General features: G+C 62.5%; 22 protein-coding genes. 17 read left to right on the forward strand and 5 right to left on the reverse strand.

From position 1 onward, the window contains the following. Positions 1–21 precede the first annotated feature (21 nt). Positions 22–345, forward strand: a complete 324-nt coding sequence (locus tag N7E70_RS31015; protein WP_436125455.1) for an FCD domain-containing protein — start codon at positions 22–24, stop codon at positions 343–345. 13 nt (positions 346–358) lie between these two features. On the opposite strand, the gene N7E70_RS30565 is transcribed toward N7E70_RS31015, so the two are convergent. Then, entirely contained in the window at positions 359–1,231 is an 873-nt protein-coding gene (locus N7E70_RS30565; protein WP_263008382.1) for a MurR/RpiR family transcriptional regulator, read from the reverse strand. A gap of 158 nt (positions 1,232–1,389) precedes the next feature. Between N7E70_RS30565 and N7E70_RS30570 the strand changes: the two genes are divergently transcribed. The 4 genes from N7E70_RS30570 to N7E70_RS30585 are packed head-to-tail and all read left to right on the forward strand — an operon-like array spanning position 1,390 to position 6,140. Continuing rightward, complete coding sequence (locus N7E70_RS30570) at positions 1,390–2,157, forward strand: N-formylglutamate amidohydrolase (RefSeq protein WP_263008383.1); 768 nt, start codon at positions 1,390–1,392, stop codon at positions 2,155–2,157. Between the two features lie 45 nt (positions 2,158–2,202). Continuing rightward, positions 2,203–3,570, forward strand: coding sequence for a glutamine synthetase family protein (locus tag N7E70_RS30575; RefSeq protein WP_263008384.1), 1,368 nt, complete (start codon positions 2,203–2,205; stop codon positions 3,568–3,570). A gap of 42 nt (positions 3,571–3,612) precedes the next feature. After that, on the forward strand, positions 3,613–4,998 hold the full coding sequence (locus N7E70_RS30580) for an aldehyde dehydrogenase family protein (RefSeq protein ID WP_263008385.1): 1,386 nt from the start codon (positions 3,613–3,615) through the stop codon (positions 4,996–4,998). Further along, positions 4,995–6,140 carry an iron-containing alcohol dehydrogenase gene (locus tag N7E70_RS30585; RefSeq protein ID WP_263008386.1) on the forward strand — a complete coding sequence of 382 codons (1,146 nt, stop codon included), beginning with the start codon at positions 4,995–4,997 and terminating at the stop codon, positions 6,138–6,140. Before N7E70_RS30580 ends, N7E70_RS30585 begins: the two co-directional genes overlap by 4 nt. A 121-nt stretch (positions 6,141–6,261) precedes the next feature. Here N7E70_RS30585 and bhcR read toward each other — a convergent pair whose 3' ends face one another. Then, the gene (gene bhcR / locus N7E70_RS30590) at positions 6,262–7,074 is read right to left on the reverse strand and encodes an HTH-type transcriptional regulator BhcR (RefSeq protein WP_263008387.1); all 813 of its coding nucleotides are present in this window, start codon (positions 7,072–7,074) and stop codon (positions 6,262–6,264) included. Positions 7,075–7,254: 180 nt separating this feature from the next. Between bhcR and bhcA the strand changes: the two genes are divergently transcribed. From bhcA to bhcD, 4 genes are read left to right on the forward strand one after another with little or no spacing between them, the layout of a single operon-like run. Beyond that, entirely contained in the window at positions 7,255–8,445 is a 1,191-nt protein-coding gene (gene bhcA, locus N7E70_RS30595; protein WP_263008388.1) for an L-aspartate--glyoxylate aminotransferase BhcA, read from the forward strand. A 14-nt stretch (positions 8,446–8,459) separates the two neighbouring features. Beyond that, positions 8,460–9,407: a beta-hydroxyaspartate dehydratase BhcB gene (gene bhcB, locus N7E70_RS30600; protein ID WP_263008389.1), complete on the forward strand. Its 948-nt coding sequence runs from the start codon at positions 8,460–8,462 to the stop codon at positions 9,405–9,407. A gap of 11 nt (positions 9,408–9,418) precedes the next feature. Further along, positions 9,419–10,582, forward strand: a complete 1,164-nt coding sequence (gene bhcC, locus N7E70_RS30605; protein ID WP_263008390.1) for a 3-hydroxy-D-aspartate aldolase BhcC — start codon at positions 9,419–9,421, stop codon at positions 10,580–10,582. A gap of 45 nt (positions 10,583–10,627) precedes the next feature. Then, positions 10,628–11,593 carry an iminosuccinate reductase BhcD gene (bhcD, locus tag N7E70_RS30610; RefSeq protein ID WP_263008391.1) on the forward strand — a complete coding sequence of 322 codons (966 nt, stop codon included), beginning with the start codon at positions 10,628–10,630 and terminating at the stop codon, positions 11,591–11,593. Here the strand turns inward: bhcD and N7E70_RS30615 are convergent, their stop codons facing one another. Continuing rightward, a complete protein-coding gene (locus N7E70_RS30615; RefSeq protein ID WP_263008392.1) occupies positions 11,594–12,343 on the reverse strand; it encodes a FadR/GntR family transcriptional regulator in 750 nt (249 codons plus the stop codon). Between the two features lie 118 nt (positions 12,344–12,461). Between N7E70_RS30615 and N7E70_RS30620 the strand changes: the two genes are divergently transcribed. From N7E70_RS30620 to N7E70_RS30645, 6 genes are all read left to right on the forward strand, one after another. Next, positions 12,462–13,778 carry an NAD(P)/FAD-dependent oxidoreductase gene (locus tag N7E70_RS30620; RefSeq protein WP_263008393.1) on the forward strand — a complete coding sequence of 439 codons (1,317 nt, stop codon included), beginning with the start codon at positions 12,462–12,464 and terminating at the stop codon, positions 13,776–13,778. A 149-nt stretch (positions 13,779–13,927) separates the two neighbouring features. After that, complete coding sequence (locus tag N7E70_RS30625) at positions 13,928–14,968, forward strand: ABC transporter substrate-binding protein (RefSeq protein ID WP_263008394.1); 1,041 nt, start codon at positions 13,928–13,930, stop codon at positions 14,966–14,968. 45 nt (positions 14,969–15,013) lie between these two features. Continuing rightward, positions 15,014–16,099 carry an ABC transporter ATP-binding protein gene (locus N7E70_RS30630; protein ID WP_263008395.1) on the forward strand — a complete coding sequence of 362 codons (1,086 nt, stop codon included), beginning with the start codon at positions 15,014–15,016 and terminating at the stop codon, positions 16,097–16,099. Next, on the forward strand, positions 16,096–16,953 hold the full coding sequence (locus N7E70_RS30635) for an ABC transporter permease (protein WP_263008396.1): 858 nt from the start codon (positions 16,096–16,098) through the stop codon (positions 16,951–16,953). The genes N7E70_RS30630 and N7E70_RS30635 overlap by 4 nt, the downstream gene beginning before the upstream one ends. Continuing rightward, positions 16,937–17,755: an ABC transporter permease gene (locus N7E70_RS30640; RefSeq protein ID WP_263008397.1), complete on the forward strand. Its 819-nt coding sequence runs from the start codon at positions 16,937–16,939 to the stop codon at positions 17,753–17,755. Before N7E70_RS30635 ends, N7E70_RS30640 begins: the two co-directional genes overlap by 17 nt. 16 nt (positions 17,756–17,771) lie before the next feature. Then, entirely contained in the window at positions 17,772–19,310 is a 1,539-nt protein-coding gene (locus N7E70_RS30645; RefSeq protein ID WP_263008398.1) for an FAD-dependent oxidoreductase, read from the forward strand. 232 nt (positions 19,311–19,542) lie between these two features. Here N7E70_RS30645 and N7E70_RS30650 read toward each other — a convergent pair whose 3' ends face one another. Beyond that, a complete protein-coding gene (locus tag N7E70_RS30650; RefSeq protein WP_331461961.1) occupies positions 19,543–20,391 on the reverse strand; it encodes an IS3 family transposase in 849 nt (282 codons plus the stop codon). Further along, positions 20,340–20,690: a transposase gene (locus N7E70_RS30655; protein WP_095809480.1), complete on the reverse strand. Its 351-nt coding sequence runs from the start codon at positions 20,688–20,690 to the stop codon at positions 20,340–20,342. Before N7E70_RS30655 ends, N7E70_RS30650 begins: the two co-directional genes overlap by 52 nt. On the opposite strand from N7E70_RS30655, the gene N7E70_RS30660 reads away from it, so the two are divergent. Both N7E70_RS30660 and poxB read left to right on the forward strand, forming a co-directional pair. Further along, on the forward strand, positions 20,684–21,256 hold the full coding sequence (locus tag N7E70_RS30660; protein WP_263008399.1) for an acetoacetate decarboxylase family protein: 573 nt from the start codon (positions 20,684–20,686) through the stop codon (positions 21,254–21,256). The two genes, N7E70_RS30655 and N7E70_RS30660, sit on opposite strands and share 7 nt — an antisense overlap. A 71-nt stretch (positions 21,257–21,327) precedes the next feature. Then, on the forward strand, positions 21,328–23,049 hold the full coding sequence (gene poxB, locus N7E70_RS30665) for a ubiquinone-dependent pyruvate dehydrogenase (RefSeq protein ID WP_263008400.1): 1,722 nt from the start codon (positions 21,328–21,330) through the stop codon (positions 23,047–23,049). Positions 23,050–23,063 lie beyond the last annotated feature (14 nt).

A 23,063-nucleotide genomic window follows, 5' to 3' on the forward strand; every position in this document is an offset into this window, starting at 1 on the left:
CTGCGGTTTACCCGTGCCGAGGTGATCGATACCTATCTGATTCGCAAGGCTCTTGAAAAATGTGCCGTACGTCTTTGCGTCGAACGAGCCACGGATGAGGAGCTGAACCTCATTCAGGAGAGCGTCGAAAACTATTCCCGAATCGACGTGGCACTAGAGAGCTACTTTTCGTTGAACGAGCGTTTCATAGATTTTCATGTGCAGATTGTTAGGGCCGCAAATAACGATATCTCAAGAAGTCAGTACGCAAGCATAATTGACAGGATTTGCATAATCAATCGCATGCATATGAATTGGACGCTCTCGATCGCGGATGTCCAGGTCAGGCAAATTGACCGACGGTGAGCGCCATTTGAGGTTATATGCGCGGCTTGCGAAACAACTGGCTTGTTTCCAGCAGCCCTTCGAGATCTTTCATTCGGCCGCGAGTGGTCTTCCACGCCGAACTCTGGATGGCCTCGATAAGTGCCTCGACGACGAACATCGTGACGACCGACGAATCCCATGCGGAAGGGACTTCGGTCTCGACGCGGAAAACAACCGTTGCAGTCTTGGCGATCGGGGACTTCCACCTGTCGGTGAAGAGCAACGTACGCACGCCTCGTTCGGCCGCGATACGGTTTAGCGTCTCGCTCTCGCGCTCGTAGCGGCGGATGTCGAAGATCACCAGCACGTCGCCCGCCTTCATGTTCAGCGCGTAGTGCGGCCATGTGCTCGGCGTCGGCGCGATCAGCGTCACGTTCGGGCGGATCACTTGGCAGTGGGTGAAGAGATATTCCGCGAGCGACTTCGTGATGCGCCCGCCGACGATGTAGACATGGTTGCGTTGGTCCTTCAGCAGGTCGCGTGCGCGGTCGAAATCGCTGGTCCTGATGCCCGACAGGGTCTCGCGGAGGTTGGCGATCGTGGCTTCGGCGAAGCGGTTGAGGATATGGGCATCCGGCGCGTCGTTGGCCCAGCGGTCGTGCTTGGTGATCGGGTTGGAAAGGGTGCTTTCCAGCTCGTCGTGGATATGCGCCTGAAAATCCGGAAAGCCCTTGAAGCCGAGCTTGCGCACCATGCGCACTACGGTCGGCGTCGAAACGCCGGCCTGCCCGGCGATGGCCGTGATCGACCCCAGGGCCGACATCGGATAGTGCGAGGTGAGCGCGGTCGCCAGTTGCCGCTCGGACGGCGTCAGTTGCTCGAAGCTCGACCGGATGATGTCTTGGACTGTCGTATATGTGCTCAAGCGCGCGTCATCCTCCCGTATCCACCAGCCACCTTACCACCAACCACGCGCGGCATGTAACGCGTCGGATGACGACTGAAGAGAAATTTTCAAAAGGCGTTTGACAGCGTCCAAATTCTGAACGATTAATTTCAGAGAGAACAAAAGCAGGTGAAACTTTGAGCACGATCCTTGCCGCCGATGAGGGGAGCCCGGTCGCCATCGAGCGCCCGGAAGGTCGTTCGCCCGTCCTGATGGTCTGCGAGCATGCGTCGAAGGCGATACCGCTTGGTCTCGGCGACCTCGGCTTGTCGGAAGACCTTTTGTCCAGCCACATCGCCTGGGATCCGGGCGCGCTCGACCTGTCGCTGTTCCTGTCGGGCAAACTTAATGCCAGCCTGATCCACCAGCGCTTTTCGCGCCTCGCCTATGACTGCAACCGTTCGCCCGAATCCGACAGCGCCATACCGAAGCAGAGCGAGATCTTCGACATACCGGGCAACATTTCTGCCACCGCCGAGGAGAAGCAGGCGCGCGTCGACGGCATCTACCGACCGTTCCAGGCGACCGTGGCGCAGGAGATCGCGCGCCGCAAGGCCGCCGGCCAGCCTTGCGTGCTGGTGACGATCCACAGCTTCACCCCCGTGTTCAACGGCGTGCGGCGTGAGACGGAAATCGGCATACTCCACGACAGCGATCCACGCTTCGCCGACCGGGTGATCTCCTCGCTTGAGCGCACGTCCGGCTTCGTGGCGCGGCGCAACGATCCGTACGGGCCGGAAGACGGCGTGACCCACACGCTTGTCGAGCACGGCGTGCGCAACGGGCTGCAGAATGTCATGATCGAGGTGCGCAATGATTTGCTCGCCGACGAGACATCCCGGGCGCAAGTGGAAAAGCATCTCCTGAGCGCCCTGATTTCTTCGCTCGACGCGGAAAATCCATAGTCACAGCGATCCGTTCGCGGATCGATCAGCCAGCAAGGATAAAACATGTCCGGATATTCATTCGAAGAGCTGAAGGCCGATGTCCTCGCGGGGCGCATCGACACCGTGCTTGCCTGCCAGGTCGACATGCAGGGGCGGCTGATGGGCAAGCGCTTCCACGCCCAGTTCTTCATCGACAACGGCTACGAGGAGACCCACAGCTGCAACTACCTGCTGGCGACCGACTTCGAGATGGAGACGGTGCCAGGCTACAAGGCGACGAGCTGGGAAGCCGGCTACGGCGACTATGTCGTGAGGCCCGACCTGTCGACGCTGCGGCGCGTGCCCTGGCTCGAGGCGACCGCACTGGTGCTCTGCGACATCGTCGACCACCACACGCATGAGGAAGTCGCGCATTCGCCGCGCGCCATCCTCAAGAAGCAGGTCGCGCGGCTGGAGGCGATGGGCCTGAAGGCCTTCATGGCGACCGAGCTCGAATTCTTCCTCTTCGACCAGAGCTACGAGGAGGCGCAGCAGCTCGGCTACCGCGACCTCCGCACGTTCAGCGCCTACAACGCCGATTACCACATCTTCCAGACGACCAAGGAAGAGGATGTGATGCGCGCCATCCGCAACGGCCTGCAGGGCGCCGGCATCCCGGTCGAGAATACCAAGGGCGAGGCCTCGGCGGGGCAGGGCGAGGTCAATGTCCGCTATGCCGACGCGCTGACCATGGCCGACCGCCACGTCATCATCAAGAACGCCTGCAAGGAGATCGCCTGGTCGCGCGGCAAGTCGATCACCTTCCTGGCCAAGTGGAACGCCAAGGCTGCCGGCAGCTCGTCGCACATCCACCAGTCGCTGTGGAGCCTCGACGGCAAGACGCCGCGTTTCCTCGACCAGAACGATGAATACGGCATGTCGCCGCTGATGAAGCACTATGTCGCCGGCCTGCTCGCGCATGCTTCCGAGACCACCGCGTTCCTGGCGCCCTATATCAATTCCTACAAGCGCTTCGTCGCCGGCACCTTCGCGCCGACCAAGGCCGTGTGGAGCCGCGACAACCGCACCGCCGGCTACCGCCTCTGCGGCGAGGGCACCAAGGGCATCCGCATCGAATGCCGCGTCGGCGGCTCCGACCTCAATCCCTATCTCGCGATGGCTGCCCTGATCGCCGCCGGCATCGACGGCATAGAGCGCGAGCTGCCGCTCGAGGCGCCCTTCGTCGGCGACGCCTATGGCGGGAAGGAGGTGCGCGAGATCCCGCGCACGCTGCGCGATGCCACGGTCGCGCTCGACGAGTCGGAGATGCTGCGCAAGGCCTTCGGCGACGAGGTGGTCGACCACTATGTCCGCGCGGCGCGCTGGGAACAGGAGGTCGCCGACAAGCTGATCTCCGACTGGGAAATCGCCCGCGGCTTCGAAGGCTGCTAGGGCAGCGACAAGGCATTCCGAAATGACGGCAGGAGTAAGATCGTGACTATTCTGAGGTGTGTCTCGCCCATCGACGGATCGGTCTACGCCGAACGGCCGGCGCAGTCGTTCGATGACGCAAGCTCCGCGGTCGCCCGGTCACGCGCCGCGCAGAAGGACTGGGCGAGGCAGCCGCTCGACAGGCGCGTCAAGCTTGTGATGGCCGGCGTTGCCCGGCTGAACGAGATGGTCGACGAGGTTGTGCCCGAGCTCGCCCACATGATCGGCCGCCCGGTGAAGTACGGCGGCGAGTTCCGCGGCTTCAACGAGCGTTCCAACTATGTCGCGTCGATCGCGGCAGACGCACTGGCGCCGATCGTGGCGGAGGACAGCGCCTCCTTCACGCGCCAGATCCTGCGCGAGCCGCATGGCGTCGTGCTGGTCATCGCGCCGTGGAACTACCCCTACATGACGGCGATCAACACGGTCGCGCCGGCACTGATGGCCGGCAACACGGTGGTCATCAAGCATGCCACGCAGAGCCTGCTGGTCGGCGAGCGCATGGTGCGCGCCTTCGTCGAGGCGGGCGTGCCCGAGGATGTCTTCGTGAACCTGTTCCTCGATCACGAGACGACCTCCGCCCTGATCCAGGCGCGGAGCTTCGACTTCATCAACTTCACCGGTTCGGTCGAGGGTGGCCGCTCGATCGAGCGGGCCGCCGCCGGCACCTTCGTAGGTCTCGGTCTGGAACTCGGCGGCAAGGACCCCGGCTACGTCATGGAGGACGCCGACCTCGACGCCGCGGTCGACACGCTGATGGACGGCGCGATGTTCAACTCCGGCCAGTGCTGCTGCGGCATCGAGCGCGTCTATGTCCACGAATCCCTCTATGACGACTTCGTGGAGAAGTCCGCCGCCTGGGTGGCGAACCTCAAGCTCGGCAATCCGCTCGACCCGGAGACGACGCTCGGGCCCATGGCCAACAAGCGCTTCGCTGCCGAGGTGCGCGCGCAGGTCGGCGAGGCGATCGCCGCCGGCGCCAACGCGGTCGTCGATGCGGCGAAGTTCCCGCAGGATGATGGCGGCGCCTATCTCGCGCCGCAGATTCTCACCAATGTCGACCACTCGATGCGGGTGATGCGCGACGAATCCTTCGGCCCGGTCGTCGGCATCATGAAGGTCTCGGGCGACGAGCAGGCGCTCGAGCTGATGAACGACAGCGAGTTCGGCCTCACCGCGTCGCTCTGGACGAAGGACCCGGAACGCGCCGCCCGTATCGGCGCCGAGGTCGAGACAGGCACCGTCTTCATGAACCGTGCCGACTATCTCGATCCCGCGCTCTGCTGGACCGGCGTCAAGAGCACGGGACGCGGCGGCTCCCTGTCGGTCATCGGCTTCCAGAACCTGACGCGCCCCAAATCCTACCATCTCAAGAAGGTCACAGCATGAGCATCACCGCCAACTGGAGCTATCCGACCGCCGTCAAGTTCGGCGCCGGCCGCGTCAAGGAACTCGCCGACCACTGCAAGGCGGTCGGCATGAAGCGGCCGCTGCTGGTGACGGATCGCGGCCTGGCGCCCATGCCGATCACCCAGAACGCGCTCGACATCCTCGATGCAGCCGGCCTCGGCCGCGCGATCTTCGCCGATGTCGACCCCAACCCGAACGAGAAGAACCTCGACGCTGGTGTGAAGGCGTTCCGCGACGGCGGCCATGACGGCGTCGTGGCGTTCGGCGGCGGCTCGGGCCTCGACCTCGGCAAGGCGGTCGCCTTCATGGTCGGCCAGAGGCGGCCGGTCTGGGACTTCGAGGACATCGGCGACTGGTGGACGCGCGCGTCGGTCCAGGGCATCGCGCCGATCGTCGCCGTGCCGACCACTGCGGGAACCGGCTCGGAAGTCGGCCGCGCCTCGGTGATCACCAACTCGGACACCCACACCAAGAAGGTGATTTTCCATCCGAAGTTCCTGCCTGCGGTCACCATCTGCGACCCAGAGCTGACGGTCGGCATGCCGAAGGCCATCACGGTCGGCACCGGCATGGACGCCTTCGCGCACTGCCTGGAGGCCTACTCGTCGCCCTTCTACCATCCAATGAGCCAAGGCATCGCGCTCGAAGGCATGCGGCTGGTGAAGGAGAACCTGCCCAGGGCCGTCAAGGACGGCTTCGACATCGAGGCGCGCTCGCACATGATGTCGGCAGCGGCCATGGGCGCGGTCGCCTTCCAGAAGGGCCTCGGCGCGATCCACTCGCTGTCGCACCCGGTCGGCGCGATCTACAACACCCACCACGGCATGACCAACGCCGTGGTGATGCCGCCAGTGCTGCGCTTCAACCGACCCGCTGTCGAGGCGAAGCTCGCCCAGGCGGCCGCTTATCTCGGCATCGCCGGCGGCTTCGACGGCTTCTACGACTTCGTGCTGGAATTGCGTTCAGAGCTCGGCGTGCCGAACAAGCTCGCGCAGCTTGGCGTCGGCGCCGACCGCATCGAGGAGATGGCGGCGATGGCGATCGTCGACCCGACGGCGGGCGGCAATCCGGTCGAACTCACGCTGGATGCGGCAAAGAAGCTGTTCGCCGAGTGCATCTGAAGCCTGCCGCGACGGCGTAAGCCGGATATCGCACCAAGGGCACTTCCGGGGGGCAGTGGTTCCCCGCAAGTGCTTCATCCCGTGTTCTGCGCATATCGAACGACCGGAGTACAGCGGCGGGTCAACTTGCGCCCAGGCGCCTTGATATCTCGCGGGCCGCCTCGGTGACGAGCAGGCCGATTTCGCGGATGCGCGCGTCCGGCATCCTCGGGGTGGGTCCGGAGATGGAAATGCCGGCGACCGCCTCGGAGTAGCCGTTCAGGATGCAGGCCGCGACGCAGCGCATGCCGATCGTCCTTTCCTCGTCGTCGAACGAATAACCCCGCTGGCGGGTAGCGTGCATTTCCTCGCGCAGCCTGTCGGCAGTCGCGATCGTCTTGTCGGTGAAACGCGTAAAATTCGCCCCCTTGATGAAGGCTTCGAGCCTGTCTTCATCGAATGTGGCCAGCAGAGCCTTGCCGATGCCCGAGGCGTGCAGCGGTGACCGGGCGCCGGGCGGAAAATAGGCGCGGATGGTCTCGTTCGATTCCACCTGGCTGACGAACAGCACATGGCCTTCGCGTTCGATGCCGAGGTTTGATGTCTCGCCTGTCCTCGACATCAGGTCGCGCATAACCGATCGGCTGCGTTCGACGATGTTGGTGCGGCGCACGAAGGCCGAGCCGAGCCTGAACGCTTCCGGCCCCACGAACCATTCCTGGCGCTCCGGGCTCGCCTCGACGTAGCGGCGTTGCTCAAGCGTCGCCAGAACGCGATACATCGTGGCCGATGACTGGCCGAGATGCGCCGACAGCTCGGTCAGGGTGATGCCGTCATGGGTCGCAAGCGCCTCGAGCACATCGAGGCCGCGATCCAAGGCTTGGATGCCTGTGGCCGGGGAGGGCGATTGGGACCCCTTTGGCCGTCCGCGCCTTCTGCCAGCCTGTTCTGTCATCGCTCATTTCCAGTTTGAGATGTCATAGCGATGAAATCAAATTTCTCAAAGTGAAAAAATATAAGTATCTGATTTATCATGATATATTGACAACATTCCTTAAAATGAAAAACCATTTCAAAAAAATTTACGCGAGTTTGGCCGTGTGCTAGAGGTTTTGGCGAGCAAGGATCAGTCGTCGTGACCAGCCAGAATCCTATTTTCATTCCCGGCCCGACCAACATCCCGGAAATCTTGCGGAAGGCCGTCGACATGCCGACGGTCGACCACCGCGGTCCGCTGTTCGCCAGGATATTGCGACCCGCCTTGGACGGGGTGAAGAGGGTCCTGAAGTCGGAGCACGCGGAAATCATCGTCTTCCCGTCGACGGGTACGGGTGGCTGGGAGGCGGCGATCACCAACACGCTGTCGCCCGGCGACAAGCTGCTGGCGACCCGCAACGGCGTGTTCAGCCACCGCTGGATCGACATGTGCCGGCGGCACGGGCTCGATGTTGACGTGGTGGACCAAAAATGGGGTGACGGCATTCCGGCCGACCGCCTCGCGGAAATCCTCGCCGCCGACACGTCGCACGAGATCAGGGCCGTCCTCGCCACGCACAACGAGACGGCGACCGGCGTCCGCTCCGACATCGCCGCCGTGCGCGGCGCGCTCGACGTCGCCGGGCATCCCGCCATGCTGTTCGTCGATGGCGTGAGCTCGATCGGATCGATGGATTTCCGCATGGACGAGTGGGGCGTCGATGTCGCCGTAACAGGCTCGCAGAAGGGGTTCATGCTTCCGCCGGGCCTGGCGATCCTCGGCCTTTCGCCGAAGGCGATGGATGCGGTCGGCGAGGCGAAGCTGCCGCGCAGCTTCTTCGACGTGCACGTCATGCTCGGCAGCTATCACGCAGGGGGATTCCCCTACACGCCTCCCGTCGGTTTGCTGAACGGTTTGAAGACCGCCACCGAGATGCTGCTCGATGAGGGGCTCGAAAATGTCTTCGCCCGCCACCGTCGCATGGCGGAAGGTGTCCGCCGCGCGGTCGATGCCTGGGGGCTGAACCTCTGTGCGATGCGGCCGGAGCTTTATTCCGATACGGTCAGCGCTATCCGTGTTCCCGACGGTTTCGATGCGAACAGGATCGTCGCGCACGCCCTCAGTGCCTACGGCCTCTCGTTCGGAACGGGCCTCGGCGAGCTGGCGGGCAAGGTGTTCCGCATCGGCCACCTCGGCAGCCTGACCGAGGTTATGGCGCTGTCCGGTATCGCTGCCGCCGAGATGGCCATGGCCGACCTCGGTTTGCCGATCAGGCTCGGTTCCGGCGTCGCTGCGGCGCAGCAGCATTTTCTTCTCGGAGCCGGCGATGTCCGGCAGAAGGCTGCATGATGGAGGACGCGTCCATGTATATCCCCACGCTGGAAGACATGCGCGCCGCGCGCAGCCGCATCGCCCCGCATATCCATGTCACCCCGGTGCTAACCTCGCGCATGCTGGACGAGCTTTCCGGCGCGCAACTGTTCTTCAAGTGCGAGAATTTCCAGAAGGCCGGCGCCTTCAAGGCCCGCGGGGCCAGCAATGCCGTGTTCGGCCTGTCGGACGAACAGGCGGCGCGGGGTGTCGCGACGCATTCCAGCGGCAACCACGGCACCTGCCTGTCCTATGCGGCCAAGCAGCGCGGCATCCCCTGCACGGTCGTCATGCCGCGCACCGCGCCGCAGGCCAAGAAGGACGCCGTCATGGGCTATGGCGGCCGCGTCGTGGAATGCGAGCCGTCGACCTCCAGCCGCGAGGCGGTGTTTGCCGAGGTGGTGGCCGAGACCGGCGCGGAGTTCGTGCACCCCTACAACGACCACCGCGTCGTTGCGGGGCAGGCGACCTGCTCGGCTGAACTGATAGACCAGGTCGATGGGCTCGATGCCGTGGTCGCTCCCATCGGCGGCGGCGGCATGGTGTCGGGAACCTGCCTGACGCTATCCAGCCTGGCGCCGCGGATAAGCATCTACGCGGCCGAGCCGGAGCAGGCCGACGATGCCTACCGCAGCTTCAAGGCCGGGCACATCATCGCGGACGATGCACCGAACACGGTTGCCGACGGGCTCAAGGTGCCGCTGAAGGAGCTGACCTGGCATTTCGTCCAGAAGCATGTGACCGACATCCTGACCGTCTCCGAAGAGGAGATCGTCGAGGCCATGAAGCTGATCTGGAAACGCCTGAAGATCGTCATGGAACCGTCCAGCGCCGTGCCGCTGGCGACGATCCTGAAGAACCCGAAAACCTTCGTCGGCAAGCGCGTCGGCGTCGTCATCACCGGCGGCAATGTCGATCTCGACAAACTGCCGTGGAACTGAGGAGAATCTCAATGAACGCACCGACGAATTTTGCCAGCTACGAGGTTGGTTTTGATGTCCCGGCGCTGCCCGGCATGGACGAGGCCGATATCCAGACGCCCTGTCTGATCCTCGATCTCGACGCGCTGGAGCGTAACGTCAGGAAGATGGGCGACTACGCCAAGGCGCACGGCATGCGCCATCGCGCCCACGGCAAGATGCACAAGTCGGTCGACGTGCTGAAGCTGCAGATGGAATTGGGCGGCGCCACCGGCGTCTGCTGCCAGAAGGTGTCCGAGGCCGAGGTCTTCGCCCGCGCCGGCATCAAGGACATCCTCGTCTCCAACCAGGTGCGCGACGCCGCGAAGATCGATCGTCTCGCCCGCATGCCAAAACTCGGCGCGCGCGTCATCGTCTGCGTCGACGACCTTGCCAATGTCGCCGACCTGTCGGCTGCGGCGCGCAAACACGGCACGACGCTTGAATGCTTTGTCGAGATCGACTGCGGTGCCGGTCGCTGCGGCGTGAAGACCACCGAGGATGTGGTGACGATCGCCAAGGCGATCGCTGCCGCGCCGAACCTCAAGTTCAGCGGCATCCAGGCCTATCAGGGCGCCATGCAGCACATAGACGGCTATGAGGATCGCAAAGCCAAGCTCGACGCTGCCGTGGCGCAGGTGAAGGATGCCGTTGCCGGTCTGAAAGCAGCGGGCCTCGAGCCCGAGCTGGTCTCGGGCGGCGGAACCGGCTCCTACTATTTCGAGGCGGAGTCAGGCGTTTACAACGAGCTGCAATGCGGCTCCTACGCTTTCATGGATGCCGACTACGGTCGCATCATGGACAAAGAGGGCAAGCGCATCGACCAAGGCGAGTGGGAAAACGCGCTCTTCATCCTGACGTCGGTGATGAGCCATGCCAAGGCCGACAAGGCGATCTGCGATGCCGGGCTCAAGGCGCAGTCGGTCGATAGCGGACTGCCCTTCGTCTACGGCCGCGACGATGTGAAATACATCAAGTGCAGCGACGAGCACGGGGTCATCGAGGACACGACCGGCACCTTGAAGATCAACGAGAAGCTGCGCCTCGTTCCCGGCCACTGCGACCCGACCTGCAACGTGCACGACTGGTATGTCGGCGTCCGCAACGGCAAAGTCGAGACCCTCTGGCCGGTATCAGCCCGCGGCAAAGCATATTGATCATATGCAGGGCCAATCCCTGGCATCCTTTGCAGCAGAGGCGTCATGATCATCATCCCCGAACGCGACATCGCAGGACTTGTGTCGGCCGCCGATTGCTTCATGGCGGTGGAACAGACGTTTGAGTCCATGGCGAGGAAGTCGGCCCGCAACTTCCCGGTGATACGCGAGGCGATTGGCCATGCCGATGCGCTCTATGGCTTCAAGTCAGGATTCGATCGCGAGAGTCTGGCGCTCGGCCTGAAGTCGGGCGGGTACTGGCCGCACAACGCACAGAAGGGGCTGACCAACCATCAGTCCACGATCTTCCTGTTCGACGCCGATACCGGTCGCTGCCGTGCCATTGTCGGCGGCAATCTGCTGACGGCATTGCGCACGGCCGCAGCTTCGGCCGTCTCGATCGAGCACCTGGCGCGACAGAATTCCAAAGTACTCGGTATCGTCGGCGCCGGCCACCAGTCGGCGTTCCAGTTGCGCGCGGCGCTTGACCAAAGACCGTTCGAAAAGGTGCTCGGCTGGAACAAGACACCCGAAAAGCTCGAGCGCCTTGCAAGCGTGGCGCGGGAGAAGGGTTTGCCGTTCCAGTCCGTGAGCCTAGAGCAGCTTTGCGGGGAGGCCGATGTCATCATCACCATCACCTCCTCGTTCGCCCCAGTGCTCGCGGAAGGGATGATACGGCCCGGCACGCACTTGGCCTGCATGGGCACCGATACCAGGGGGAAGCAGGAGCTCGCTGCGGAGATCGTCGCGGCATCGACGGTCTTCACGGACGAGGTCGAGCAGTCGACATCCATCGGCGAGGCCCAGCACGCGTTCAGGCTGGGCATGATCGAGACGGCGGCGATAGTGCCGATCGGCGACGTCATCGCCGGTGGTCATCCTGGGCGTCGCGATGCGCAGGAGATAACGCTGTTCGACGGCACGGGCGTGGGACTTCAGGACCTAGCCGTGGCGTCCGCGGCCGTCGAGCTTGCGCTGGCTCGCGGCACGGCCATCGAAGTCGACGCGTAGCTACTCGCCGGCCAACGCCGCCTGATGTTCGAGATTGAGCCTGTCGAGCGCGTTCTGCGTCCAGATGACGTTGTCGCGGGCTGCGCGCTCGGCCTCCGGGTGATCGCCCCGGGAAATGGCCTTGGCCATTTGCTGGTGCAGCGGCACCGCATCACGGAAGACGCCGGGCGTGGACGTCGTCACGGCGATCTGTTGGCGCATGATGTGGCCGATCAGCGTCCCGGTATAGACGAGCAGGCGGTTTCGCGACGCGCGAAAGACGGCAAGGTGAAACTGCAGGTCGGCATCCTGGGCGCGTTCGTCGGAGCTCCTGTCGGAGATACGGTCGCTTTCTTCCGCCAGGATGGTGTAGAGATCGAGGATCTCCTTGCGATCGGCCTCGGTGGCGTTCCTGGCCGCCGCGCTGGCGGCCGCCGGCTCGAAGATCAGCCGGAACTCGAGAAATTCCCGGATGTAGCTGGTCCGCGGGCCGAACTCCCAGAGCCAGTTGAGAACGTCGAGATCCATGACGTTCCAATTGCGTTCGGGCTCGACGCGTATACCGACTTTCGGTTGCGCCGAAATCAGGCCCTTCTGGCTGAGCACGCGCAGGACTTCGCGCAAGACGCCGCGGCTGGCGCCGAGCTGCTCGCATAGTCTTGGCTCCGGCGGGATCATTCCGCTCTCGCCGTAGTGCCCGCTGACGATCTGTCGGCCGAGCTGGTTGAGCGTGTGTGAAAATAGGGAGGGCCTGCGGGCGAGCTCCGGCATTTCGAGACTCCGACGTGCTGCGTGAACAATCTCCTACACATCAAATTTGCGGTTGACACAAGCTCTAATCATATGAGTAATGGATCTACTCATATGATTAGAGGAAAGACAGTCCCGCGTGCCTTCGCCGACCTATCCAATTGTCCCGGAACTTGCAGCCATCAAGCCGTTGCCGCAGTCCGAGCGCGTCTCCGTGGTTCTCGTCGGCGCGGGCGTGGTAGGGCTGTCGTCTGCTTTGTGGCTGCAGAGAGCCGGGCATGCGGTCACGATTCTCGATCCGGAACCGCCGCTTGCCGGCAACGGCTACCTGGGTGCGGCAAGCTTCGGCAACGCCTGCACCGTGGCGCTTGGGGCGTGCATCCCCGTCGGTACGCCCGGGATCTTGAGCGACGTGCCAAGAATGCTCGTGAAGCGTGCGAGCCCGCTGTCGATTTTCTGGGGCGACCTGCCGCGGCTCTTGCCTTGGCTCGTCGATTTCCTTCGGGCGTCCAGCCATCGCGAATTTCAGCGCATAGTCGGCGTGCTTGGCCAGTTGATAAGGCTGGCGGAGGCGGGCCATAACCCTCTTTTCGAAGAGGCGCGGGCGACGCACCTGAAGCGGCCAGACGGCTGTCTTTATCTCTACCGGTCCGAGCGCAGTTTTGCGCGGGCGCAGCGCGATATCGACCTGCGGCGGCGAGAAGGCGTGCGCATGGAGATGCTGGACCGGAAGGCCGTCATGGAGCGCGAGCCGAATCTGGCTCCGCTCTATAGCAACGGGCTCCTGTTCAACGACGCGTACAGGATCGACGATGCACTGCGATACGTGCAGGCGCTTGCCTCCTTGTTCCAAAGCAAGGGCGGCAGGTTCGTCCGCAGTATTTCGCGCGCAATCGAGTCACGCGACGGCGGCCTCACCGTAAGGTGCCAGGATGGGCGGGCGGTGGAGGCGGATCGCGTCGTCGTTGCCGCCGGTGCGTGGTCCCGCCAGTTGGCACGGACGGTCGGCGACAGGATACGGCTCGATGCCGAGCGTGGATATCACGTCCTTTTTCCGCGCGACGGAAATCTCCTGAGCGCGCCGACCTGCTATCCCGAGCATGGCTTCTACATGACGCCGCTCGGCGAAGGGCTGCGGTCGGCGGGCACGGTGGAACTGGGCGGGCTTGGGAAGCCGGCGCGCCCGGCGCGCACGGACGTCATCGAAAAGATGAGCCGCGTCCTGCTGCCGGGGCTTGGCGAGGCTGGAAGGACGTGGCTGGGCTTCCGGCCGTCCATGCCGGATTCGCTGCCGGTGATCTCGCGTTCGCCGACGGATTCCAGGATCGCCTATGCCTTCGGTCACGGTCATATAGGGCTGACGCTCGCTGGAATCACCGGCCGGTTGGTATGCGACCTGATCAGCGGCGACACCCCGGCGATCGACCTTCATCCGCTGCGTGCCAACAGGTTCTAGCGCGCCGGGCTGATTGAAGATTCAAGCGGGAGAAACAAAAAAAGAAAGACGTCTAACAATAATAATAAAAATTCTGCCAGATAAACTTGAGAAGATTCGAGACGTTATTTCGAGTTATTGATATCTTAACCTGAAATGGGAGTTAGAAAGTGAAATATCTTAGAAGTGCAGTCGCCGCCGTTGCGGCCATGATGCTTGGGGCGTCGCCGTCGATGTCTCAGGAAAAGCCGGCGAGCATCGTCGTCAATACGTCGGGCGGCGAGAACGGCCCGATGCTGAGAGAGGCCTATTTCAACGATTTCGAAGCCACTACCGGCGTCAAGATCGTCGACTCCAGCCCGGCCGATTTCGGCCGCCTGCGCGCAATGGTCGAGAGCGGTAACGTTGAATATACCGTCACCGAGGTGGAGTCCGAGGACGCCTGGCGCGCGATCGAGATGAACCTGCTCGAGCCGATCGACGACAAGATCGTCGACCGTTCGAAATTCCCGCCGCAGACGCTCAACCCGTACCTCTATCCGATTTCCAGCTATTCGACGGTGATCGGCTATTCGACCGAGGCCTTCCCTGATGGCGGCCCCACGAACTGGAAAGAGTTCTGGGACGTCAAGGCGTTCCCCGGTCCGCGTTCCATGCGCAACCATCCGATCGACAATCTCGAAGCCGCATTGCTTGCCGATGGCGTAGCGCCGGACGAGCTCTACCCGCTCGACCTCGATCGAGCCTTTAAAAAGCTTGACGAGATCTATCCGCATGTCGCGGTCTGGTGGACGACAGGTGCGCAGCAGGCGCAGCAGTTGATCGACGGCGAGGCCGTGATGACCACGGGCTGGAATTCGCGTCTCTACGCGGCCATCCGTAAGGGCGCTCCCATCAAGATGGAATTCGGCGGCGGAGTCCTCAAGGCAGCGGCCTACGCGATCCCGCGGGGCGCGCCGAACGCGGAATGGGGCCAGAAATTCTTTGCCACGATGGCGAAGCCGGAGAACCAGGGCAAATACGCGCTGGCGTTTGGCCTCTCCGGTCCGGATCCGGACCATGTGAAATATGTTCCCGAAGACGTGCGCCTGTTGCTTCCGCTGCATCCCGACAACCTCAAGAAGCAGATTTGGATGGACCAGGAGTGGTGGCTGAAGAACGGCCAGGCCGTCACTGAACGCTGGACCGAGTGGATGCTGAGCCACAACTGATACCGAACGCAGACCCCTCTATCGGTCAATTTTTCAGGACGTTCTATGCCCGACCTTCGAAACACTTCAGCACTCAAGCTTGAGAATATCAGGAAGACCTTCGGCCGCGTCGATGCCCTCACCTCGATCAATCTGGAGGTCAGCGCGGGCGAGTTTCTCACGATCCTCGGGCCGAGCGGATCGGGCAAGACGACCCTCCTCAGACTGATAGCGGGGTTCGTGACCACGGATTCCGGTCGCCTGGCCATCTTTGGCCGGGACATGACCATGGCTTCGGCCGGGAAGCGCGAGATCGGCATGGTGTTCCAGCACTATGCGCTGTTCCCGCATCTGACGGTGCTGGAAAACGTCATGTTCCCTCTGGAGATGCGCAAGCATTCCCGCCGGGAAGCCGCCGACAAGGCGTCGGCAGCGCTCGCAGCCGTGCGTCTGGACTCTTTCGGGGACCGATACCCCAAACAACTCTCGGGCGGCCAGCAGCAGCGCGTTGCGCTGGCCCGCGCCGTTGTCTTCGAGCCGAAGCTGTTGCTTCTGGACGAGCCCTTCAGCGCGCTCGACAGGCGCTTGCGCGAATCCATGCAGAGGGAGGTCAAGCAGCTGCAGGCCTCGCTCAACCTGACGACCATCTTCATCACGCACGACCAGGAAGAAGCCCTCGTCATGAGCGACCGTATCGCGGTCATCGATCGTGGCACGATACAGCAGCTCGGGACGCCGAACGAGATTTATTACCATCCCCAATCGATCACCGTGGCGCAGTTCATCGGCGAGTCGAACATCCTGGAGGGGACGGAAACGCCTGAAGGCCTGCGCACGCCGTCGGGCATGCTGCTGCGGCGGGCATCGCCCTCGAACAGCGGCCGCGTTCTCATTCGTCCGGAAGCGGTCAGGATCACACGTGAGCCTGCCGCAGGCGGTGCGGCGAACCAGTTCACGGGCAAGATAGCCAGCCGGACCTTCGTCGGAGGCTTCACCATCTACCAGGTCGACGTGAATGGCGGCGACACGCTGACGGTGCGCTGCCTGGCAGACGAAGAGACCATGTTCGAGGCTTTCCAGGAAGTCTATCTCAGCATTCGCGAGGCGGACTGCCGCCCCGTGCCGCTGGACGCGACGGAGGCCCGGGCATGAACGCGCGCTTCCAGGCGATCAAAGCCCGGACAAGCTCGCTGGCGCTGGTAAGTCCAGCCCTCGTGCTGCTCGGTCTCCTGTTCTTCTATCCGATCCTCCTGCTGTTCTTTACCACGCTCGAGGGGGAGAACATCGGCAACTATGCGCAGGTCGTGAACAGCGGGACATCCATGCAGGTGTTCCTCAACACGCTGCGCATCGCCGTCATCGTCACGGTCGTCGACCTTGTCCTTGCCTATCCGCTCGCGATCTACATTTCGCGGCTTTCGCCGGCCGGAAAGGCGATTGCGCTCTTCTTGGTGCTCATTCCATTGTGGACGAGCCAACTGGTCCGAACCTACGCCTGGATGGTCCTTCTCGGACGACAGGGGCCGGTCAACAATATGTTGATCTGGCTTGGCATCATAGATGCCCCAATCAGGCTTGCGAATAGCGAGTTCGCGGTCGTAGCCGGCATGACGCACATCCTGCTGCCCTACATGCTGCTGCCGATCTACAACTCCGTTTCCAAGATCGACAATTCACTCTTTGACGCAGCCAAGGGGCTGGGAGCAGGGGCCTTCTCGACCTTCACGCGGGTGCTGGTGCCGCTGAGCATCCAAGGCGTCCTGGCAGGCGTCAGCCTGGTGCTCGTGCTTTCGCTCGGCGTATTCATCATGCCCGCCTTGCTGGGCGGTGGACGGGTACCCGTGATCGCGCTGCTCATCGAGCAGCAGGCCGGATCGTTCCTTAACTGGGCGATGGCCGGAACGCTGTCCGCGATCCTGATGGTCATCGTCATGATCACGTTCCTGATCATCAAGTTCGCCACGCGGATGTTTGTCAGGGGGCGCATCGATGTCGCATCCGCTTAGCAGGCTGAAGGCCTCGGAGTGGCTGAGCAGAGGGCTCCTCAGTGCATTCTCGTGGCTCGTGTTTCTCTTTCTCGTCGCGCCGCTTCTCGTCGTCGTGCCGATATCGTTCAGTGGCGGCTCCTACCTGCGCTTTCCCCCGGACAGCTATTCGGTTCGCTGGTACGAGACCTATTTCCGTTCGCAGAGCTGGATAGATGCGACCCTGCTGAGCATACTGGTCGGAACGGTGGCGACGATCCTGTCCGTCGCCCTCGGCTTCCTGTTCGCGCTGGGTATCACACGTGGACTGAAAGGGTGGTCCGGTGCGCTCGAGAAGGTGGCGCTTGCGCCGATGATCGTGCCGTCGATAGTCTATTCCGTGTCCATGTACTCGCTGTTCTCCAGCCTCGGGCTGGTAGGCACCTGGTACGGCATCGCGCTGGCCCACACTGTGCTCTGCCTGCCCTTCGTGATCATTGTGCTCACCGCCGGGCTGAAGGAATACGACATCGACCAGGAAACGGCGGCCATCGGCCTGGGCGCAAGCCGGCTGGTGGCGATCAGGCGGATCACCATCCCGCAGATACGCTCGAGCCTTTTGTCGGCGGCGTTCCTCGCCTTCATCACATCCTTCGATGAGCTGGTGGTGGCGATGTTCCTGTCGAGCACCTTCGGCACTCTGCCCAAGAAGATGTTCGACAACATCCGCCTGCAGATCGATCCCACGATCGCCGCCGTGTCGGTGCTCGAGATCGTGATGATCGTGATCGTCATGTTCGTGCTGCTGCGCATGAACAAAGGAAAAGCAAGCCGCCTGGCTTGAAGCATTGGAATCAGAGATGGAAAACCTGCGCTCGGCCCTAACGCAATTTCATGGGCAATCCTTCGACGTGGCGATCATCGGAGGTGGCATAAACGGATGCTCCGCCGCCCAGCACCTCGCAGCTTCGGGCTACAAGGTGCTGCTGGTTGAGAAGCGCGATTTCGCCAGCGGTGCAACCAGCCGTTCGGGACGCATCCTGCATTGCGGCTTGCGGTTCCTCGCACCGAAAAAATCGGTCTCGGAATTCCTTTTCGCGCCGGGAACCCTTTTGATGAAGCTGCGCACCGCAAGCGACATGGCGGTTGCGCAGGGCGAGCTCTACAACACGATCCGCGCCTATCTGCGGCCGATGGACATCGCGCTGCCGATCTACAAGCATGCTGGCTACAGCGGCTGGCATGTCGACATCGGCGCAGCCCTCGTGCGGCTCATGAACCGCGGGCGCAGCCCGATCAACTATCGGCGCTGGAAAGGCGCGGCGTCGCCGCATCCCTTCATCAAGCATCTCGTCAACCAGGGCGACATCCGTTCGGTCGTGGCCTTCACCGACCAGCAGTTCAGGTGGCCGGAGCGCATCGCGCTCGACGCGTGCCTCAACGCAGAAGACATGGGCGCGGTGATCCGCAACTATACCGAGGTAGTCAAGCTGGAGAAATCCGGCAAGACAAGCTGGAAGCTCACGCTTGCCGATAGTGAGCACAAGGCATCGATCGACGCCCGCTACGTGCTGAACCTCGCCGGCATCGAGATCGATCGCACCAACCGCATGGTCCCGGGCCTGGACAACATCCCGCCGCGCGTCCGCGCGATGAAGGGCGTCCATGTGCTCATTCGCCTTCCCGAGGAATTCCGCGGCCATGGCATCGCCGGTGAGAATTCGGAAGGCGAGCACATCTTCTGCCTGCCATGGGGCGAGTACCACTATTTGGGGCCGACCGAGACATTCTATGATGGGCACCCCGACGAAGTGACTCCCCTGGACGAAGACATCGATTTCATCATCCGCGAGGCGCAGGCCCTTCTTCCCGGCTTGCCGATCAAGGATGCCAAGGTCGAGATGGCCTGGGCAGGCGCGCGTCCGATCACCTTCGATCCCAACCGTGCGAAGGGCAAGCGGCTGCCGTTCAGCATCTTTCACGACATGGTGGACCAGGGCGCACGCAACCTCTTGGCCGTGACCTGGGGCATCATCGTCAACCACCGCCAGACCGCCCGGAGGGTCACGCAGAAGATCAAAGGCGTCTTGGGAGCCGCCGGTCCCGCCAAGACGATTAACTATTCTCCGCGCGAGGCTCCGGCCCTGACGCCGGCATCGTCGACCGCCGACATCGAGCGCGCCGTTAGCTATTTCCTGACAGCAGAGCACGCTACGAGCGCCGTCGATATCCTTTGCCGACGCACACCTCTGTTCTGGGACAAGGCCGTGACGCCGGAGTTCCTGGACAAGATTGTCGATGCGATGGGCAGGGTCCTGCATTGGTCCGACCAGAGACGGCAAGCAGAAGTGGACAGCTTCGCCGACTATGTATGGCGCAACCACCGTGTGGAGATTTGATAAATAGGGGCTAGTCGAGAGATTGGAAAAGCATCATTAGCTCCGCCTGCTGGCATCGGTGGAGGAGAACATTCAGTGATTGGTAACGCTCGTGATGCTGGCGTAAGAACCGCAATCGTGGCGACGCAGAAAGCGGCTGTCTAACTCGTACGCAACTTCTACAGCCACCGCTACGGGCAGCTCCGTAAAAATGTGTCAGACCATGGAGTGCGCCCCTGAGGGTGGACAGATATCAGGCTGCTGATTTGCCAGTCTGCCGGATGTGTTGATCCTCGAACTGCTGCGGGCTCAGATATCCGAGCGCCGAATGGAGCCTGCGTTTGTTGTAGACGTCCTCGATGAAGCGGGGAAGGTGATCAATGACGTCGTCGAAGGTTTCGAAGGCCATCGGGTAGACCGCCTCGACCTTCAGCGTCTTCATGAAGCTCTCCGCCTCGGCGTTGTCGTAAGGATTGCCTCTGCGGCCCATCGAGCCCGTCAGGCCGTTTGTTTCCAGCGCTTCGCGGTAAATTTGCGCAGCGTATTGGGAACCCCGATCGGAATGATGAATGCAGCCGGACGGCGGCTGGCGCCGTTCAATGGCCGCCTTCAAGGCTGCCATCGTCAGCCGCGCATCGATCGATCGGCCAATTGCGTAGCCGACGATCATGCGCGACCAGGCGTCGAGAATGACTGCGACGTAGACGAAGCGGGTCGGCAGCGCGACATAGGTTATGTCGGAGACCCAGAGCTGGTTCGGGCCGGTCGGAACGATTTCCTTCGCCAGGTTGGGGAAGAACGGGCCATCATGATCGCTGTCGGTGGTGGCTACGAAGCGCCGCCTGATCCTGGGCTGCAGATCATGCTCGCGCATCAGGCGCCGGATCTTCTTGTGGTTCACGACGAGGCCTTGCTGACGCAGCGCAGCGCCGACGCGGCGATAACCGTAGAACTCGAACTCGTCGCTGATCGCGAACATTGTCTCGACGATCGCGGTGTCGTCGGCTGGCTTCTCCGAGCGGTCGTAGTAGGTGGAGCGCGCGATTCCCATCAACCGGCATCCTTCGGCAACGCTGATGCCGCGGGGCCGGTGATGACGGATGTAGTCCCGCTTCTCGGTCGCGGTGCGTTTCTGAGAGCCCCCTTTAGAAACTCCAGTTCCAGAGCCTGCTTACCGACCAACCGTTCGAGCGCTGCGATCCGGGCTTCGTATTCCTGGATCAGATCGGCGGCCTGTGCATCATCGTCGAACGCGCCTTGCTCATATTTGCGGACCCAGATGCGGATCAGGTTGCGCGAGACATCGTGATGCTTCGCGAGGCCGTGCAGCGTCTCGCCGGCGATGAACTCCTGAGCCACCTGGCGTTTGAACTCGATGCTGTGACTGCGGTGCTTTGCCATGGGTTCTCTCTCCGAAAACCCGGAAGGCTGGTCAATCCACACATCCCGATCTGTCCACCCTCAGGGGCGCACTCCATATCTTCGTCGACAATGACGCGGCACTGGCCCGCGGCTGGATCCAGGGCTACCCCAAGAAGCTGGGTAGCATCTTTCAGACGCGCAGCTTTACCGCCCCAAACCCGGCGGCCGCCCCCGTCGCAAAAGGAAGCCGCTTTGGTGCGAGCGTTTCGGCTCACGGCGAGCGCATGGCGACTGCCCGCATCCAGCTGGAAGGTGCTGTCCCGGATCCCACCAAGGTATTCAATCGTCCGACCATCATCCGTCGGTATTTCCCCCAGCTTACCGCGGGTCGCCAGGACAAGCCGGCCGTCAACGAGCTGACCTTGTCGAAGATGGACGATCTTACTTTCAGCGACGTCTGGTCCGGGAGCGCCGAACTGACGATCCCTGAAGTCGCAGGGGAGGACATGCACCGGATCGCTCCGCAGCGTGTCGGAAGGGGCTTTCGGTTCAGCATGTCCTATTCGGTCACCGACCTACCAATCCTGCGAGACTATCTGGCCTAGCCAACCGAAGCCCGATGCCGGGCTTCGATCGCAACCGAGCACACGAGCCCAACAGAAATGGAACCGAATCCATGAGCATGACTGCTGCGGAATACATGGCACGCACTCTCGCCCGGGCCGGTGTGGAACGCATCTATGGAGTTGTCGGGGATTCCTTGAACGGATTCACCGATGCGCTTGATCACCTGGAGACCATCGAGTGGATTCATATGCGTCACGAAGAGGGAGCGGCATTCGCGGCCTGCGCCGAGGCGCACCTCACCGGCAAGCTGGCTGTCTGCGCAGGCAGCTGCGGGCCGGGCAACCTGCACCTGATCAATGGGCTCTATGATGCGCAGCGCAGCAGGGTGCCCGTTCTCGCCATCGCCGCGCATATTCCGAGCAGCGAGATCGGCATCGACTTTTTCCAAGCAACTCATCCCGAGAACCTCTTCCGGGAATGCAGCCACTACGTCGAACTGGTGAGCCATCCGGACCAGCTGCCACAGGTGCTCGCCCGTGCGATGCGCGTCGCCCTCGCGCGCAAGGGTGTGGCCGTTGTCGTGCTGCCTGGTGACGTCGCGCTGCAGCACATCGAGAGACGAGTCTCGGCATGGGTGTTGCCGGCGGATCCATGCGTCCGCCCGAAGGGCAACGAACTGATGGGGCTTGCCCGCCTGCTGAACGAGGGCCGGCGCGTCACACTGTTTTGCGGAGCGGGTTGCGCCGGCGCTCACGACCAGGTCGTGGCGCTTGCCAGGAAGTTAAAGGCTCCGATCGTGCACGCTCTGCGAGGTAAGGAGCACCTTGAATACGACAATCCGTTCGATGTCGGCATGACTGGCCTGCTCGGTTTTGCGTCCGGCTATTGGGCGATGAAGAACTGCGACACGCTGCTAATGCTGGGAACCGATTTTCCCTACCGCCAATTCCTTCCCGACAACGCGAGGATAGCCCAGGTGGATATCCGGCCCGAGGCGCTCGGTAACCGTTGCGCGCTCGATGTTGGCGTTATTGGGGATGTGACGGACACGCTGGGCGCACTCCTTCCCCTCGTGCAGGAGAAGTCCGACACTTTCCATCTGGATGAGGCTCTCGCTGACTACCGCAAAGCCCGGGAAAGGCTTGACGGTCTGGCAGAAGGCCGGGTTGGAACGAAACTGATCCACCCCCAATACGTCAACAAGCTTGTCAGCGAACTGGCGGACGAGGATGCCATCTTCACCTGCGATGTTGGCACCCCGGTTGCCTGGGCGGCGCGATATCTCAAGATGAACGGGCGCCGGCGGCTGATCGGTTCCTTCAACCACGGCTCAATGGCCAATGCGATGCTGCATGCCATCGGGGCGCAGGCAACGTTCCCGAAGCGGCAGGTCGTCTCACTCTCAGGCGACGGCGGCTTCACCATGATGATGGGCGAGTTTGTGACGCTCATCCAGCACAAGCTGCCGGTCAAGGTCGTCGTGCTGAACAATGGCACTCTTGGGTTCGTTGAAATCGAGATGAAGGCGTCGGGGTTCCTCAACGTCGGCTGCGATCTCACCAATCCCAATTTCGCGGCGATGGCGGAAGCCATGGGCATCAAGGGTGTCCGGGTGGAGACGCCCCAAGATCTGGAAGCCGGCATTCGCGAGGTCCTCAGCCACGATGGTCCCGCGCTTTTGGATGTTGTCAGCGCCCGCCAGGAATTGGTGATGCCGCCGACCAAGACGTTCGACGAAGCGCAAAAATTCGGAATGTTCATGCTCAAGGCCGTCCTGGACGGCAGGGCCGGTGAACTTATCCACCTTGCCGAGGAAAACATTCGGCTCTAGCCGGCCCATGGAGA

Origin of the sequence: Aminobacter sp. NyZ550 (genome assembly GCF_025628925.2) — a bacterium.
GTDB classification, from domain to species: domain Bacteria; phylum Pseudomonadota; class Alphaproteobacteria; order Rhizobiales; family Rhizobiaceae; genus Aminobacter; species Aminobacter ciceronei.

Coding starts and splice junctions, on each gene's coding strand:
- N7E70_RS30640 (WP_263008397.1), top strand. CDS start 16,937: ATGTCGCATCCGCTTAGCAGGCTGAAGGCCTCGGAGTGGCTGAGCAGA.
- N7E70_RS30645 (WP_263008398.1), top strand. CDS start 17,772: ATGGAAAACCTGCGCTCGGCCCTAACGCAATTTCATGGGCAATCCTTC.
- N7E70_RS30585 (WP_263008386.1), top strand. CDS start 4,995: ATGAGCATCACCGCCAACTGGAGCTATCCGACCGCCGTCAAGTTCGGC.
- bhcC (WP_263008390.1), top strand. CDS start 9,419: ATGAACGCACCGACGAATTTTGCCAGCTACGAGGTTGGTTTTGATGTC.
- N7E70_RS30655 (WP_095809480.1), bottom strand. CDS start 20,690: ATGGCAAAGCACCGCAGTCACAGCATCGAGTTCAAACGCCAGGTGGCT.
- N7E70_RS30635 (WP_263008396.1), top strand. CDS start 16,096: ATGAACGCGCGCTTCCAGGCGATCAAAGCCCGGACAAGCTCGCTGGCG.
- bhcR (WP_263008387.1), bottom strand. CDS start 7,074: ATGACAGAACAGGCTGGCAGAAGGCGCGGACGGCCAAAGGGGTCCCAA.
- N7E70_RS30575 (WP_263008384.1), top strand. CDS start 2,203: ATGTCCGGATATTCATTCGAAGAGCTGAAGGCCGATGTCCTCGCGGGG.
- N7E70_RS30615 (WP_263008392.1), bottom strand. CDS start 12,343: ATGCCGGAGCTCGCCCGCAGGCCCTCCCTATTTTCACACACGCTCAAC.
- poxB (WP_263008400.1), top strand. CDS start 21,328: ATGAGCATGACTGCTGCGGAATACATGGCACGCACTCTCGCCCGGGCC.
- bhcB (WP_263008389.1), top strand. CDS start 8,460: ATGTATATCCCCACGCTGGAAGACATGCGCGCCGCGCGCAGCCGCATC.
- N7E70_RS30630 (WP_263008395.1), top strand. CDS start 15,014: ATGCCCGACCTTCGAAACACTTCAGCACTCAAGCTTGAGAATATCAGG.
- bhcD (WP_263008391.1), top strand. CDS start 10,628: ATGATCATCATCCCCGAACGCGACATCGCAGGACTTGTGTCGGCCGCC.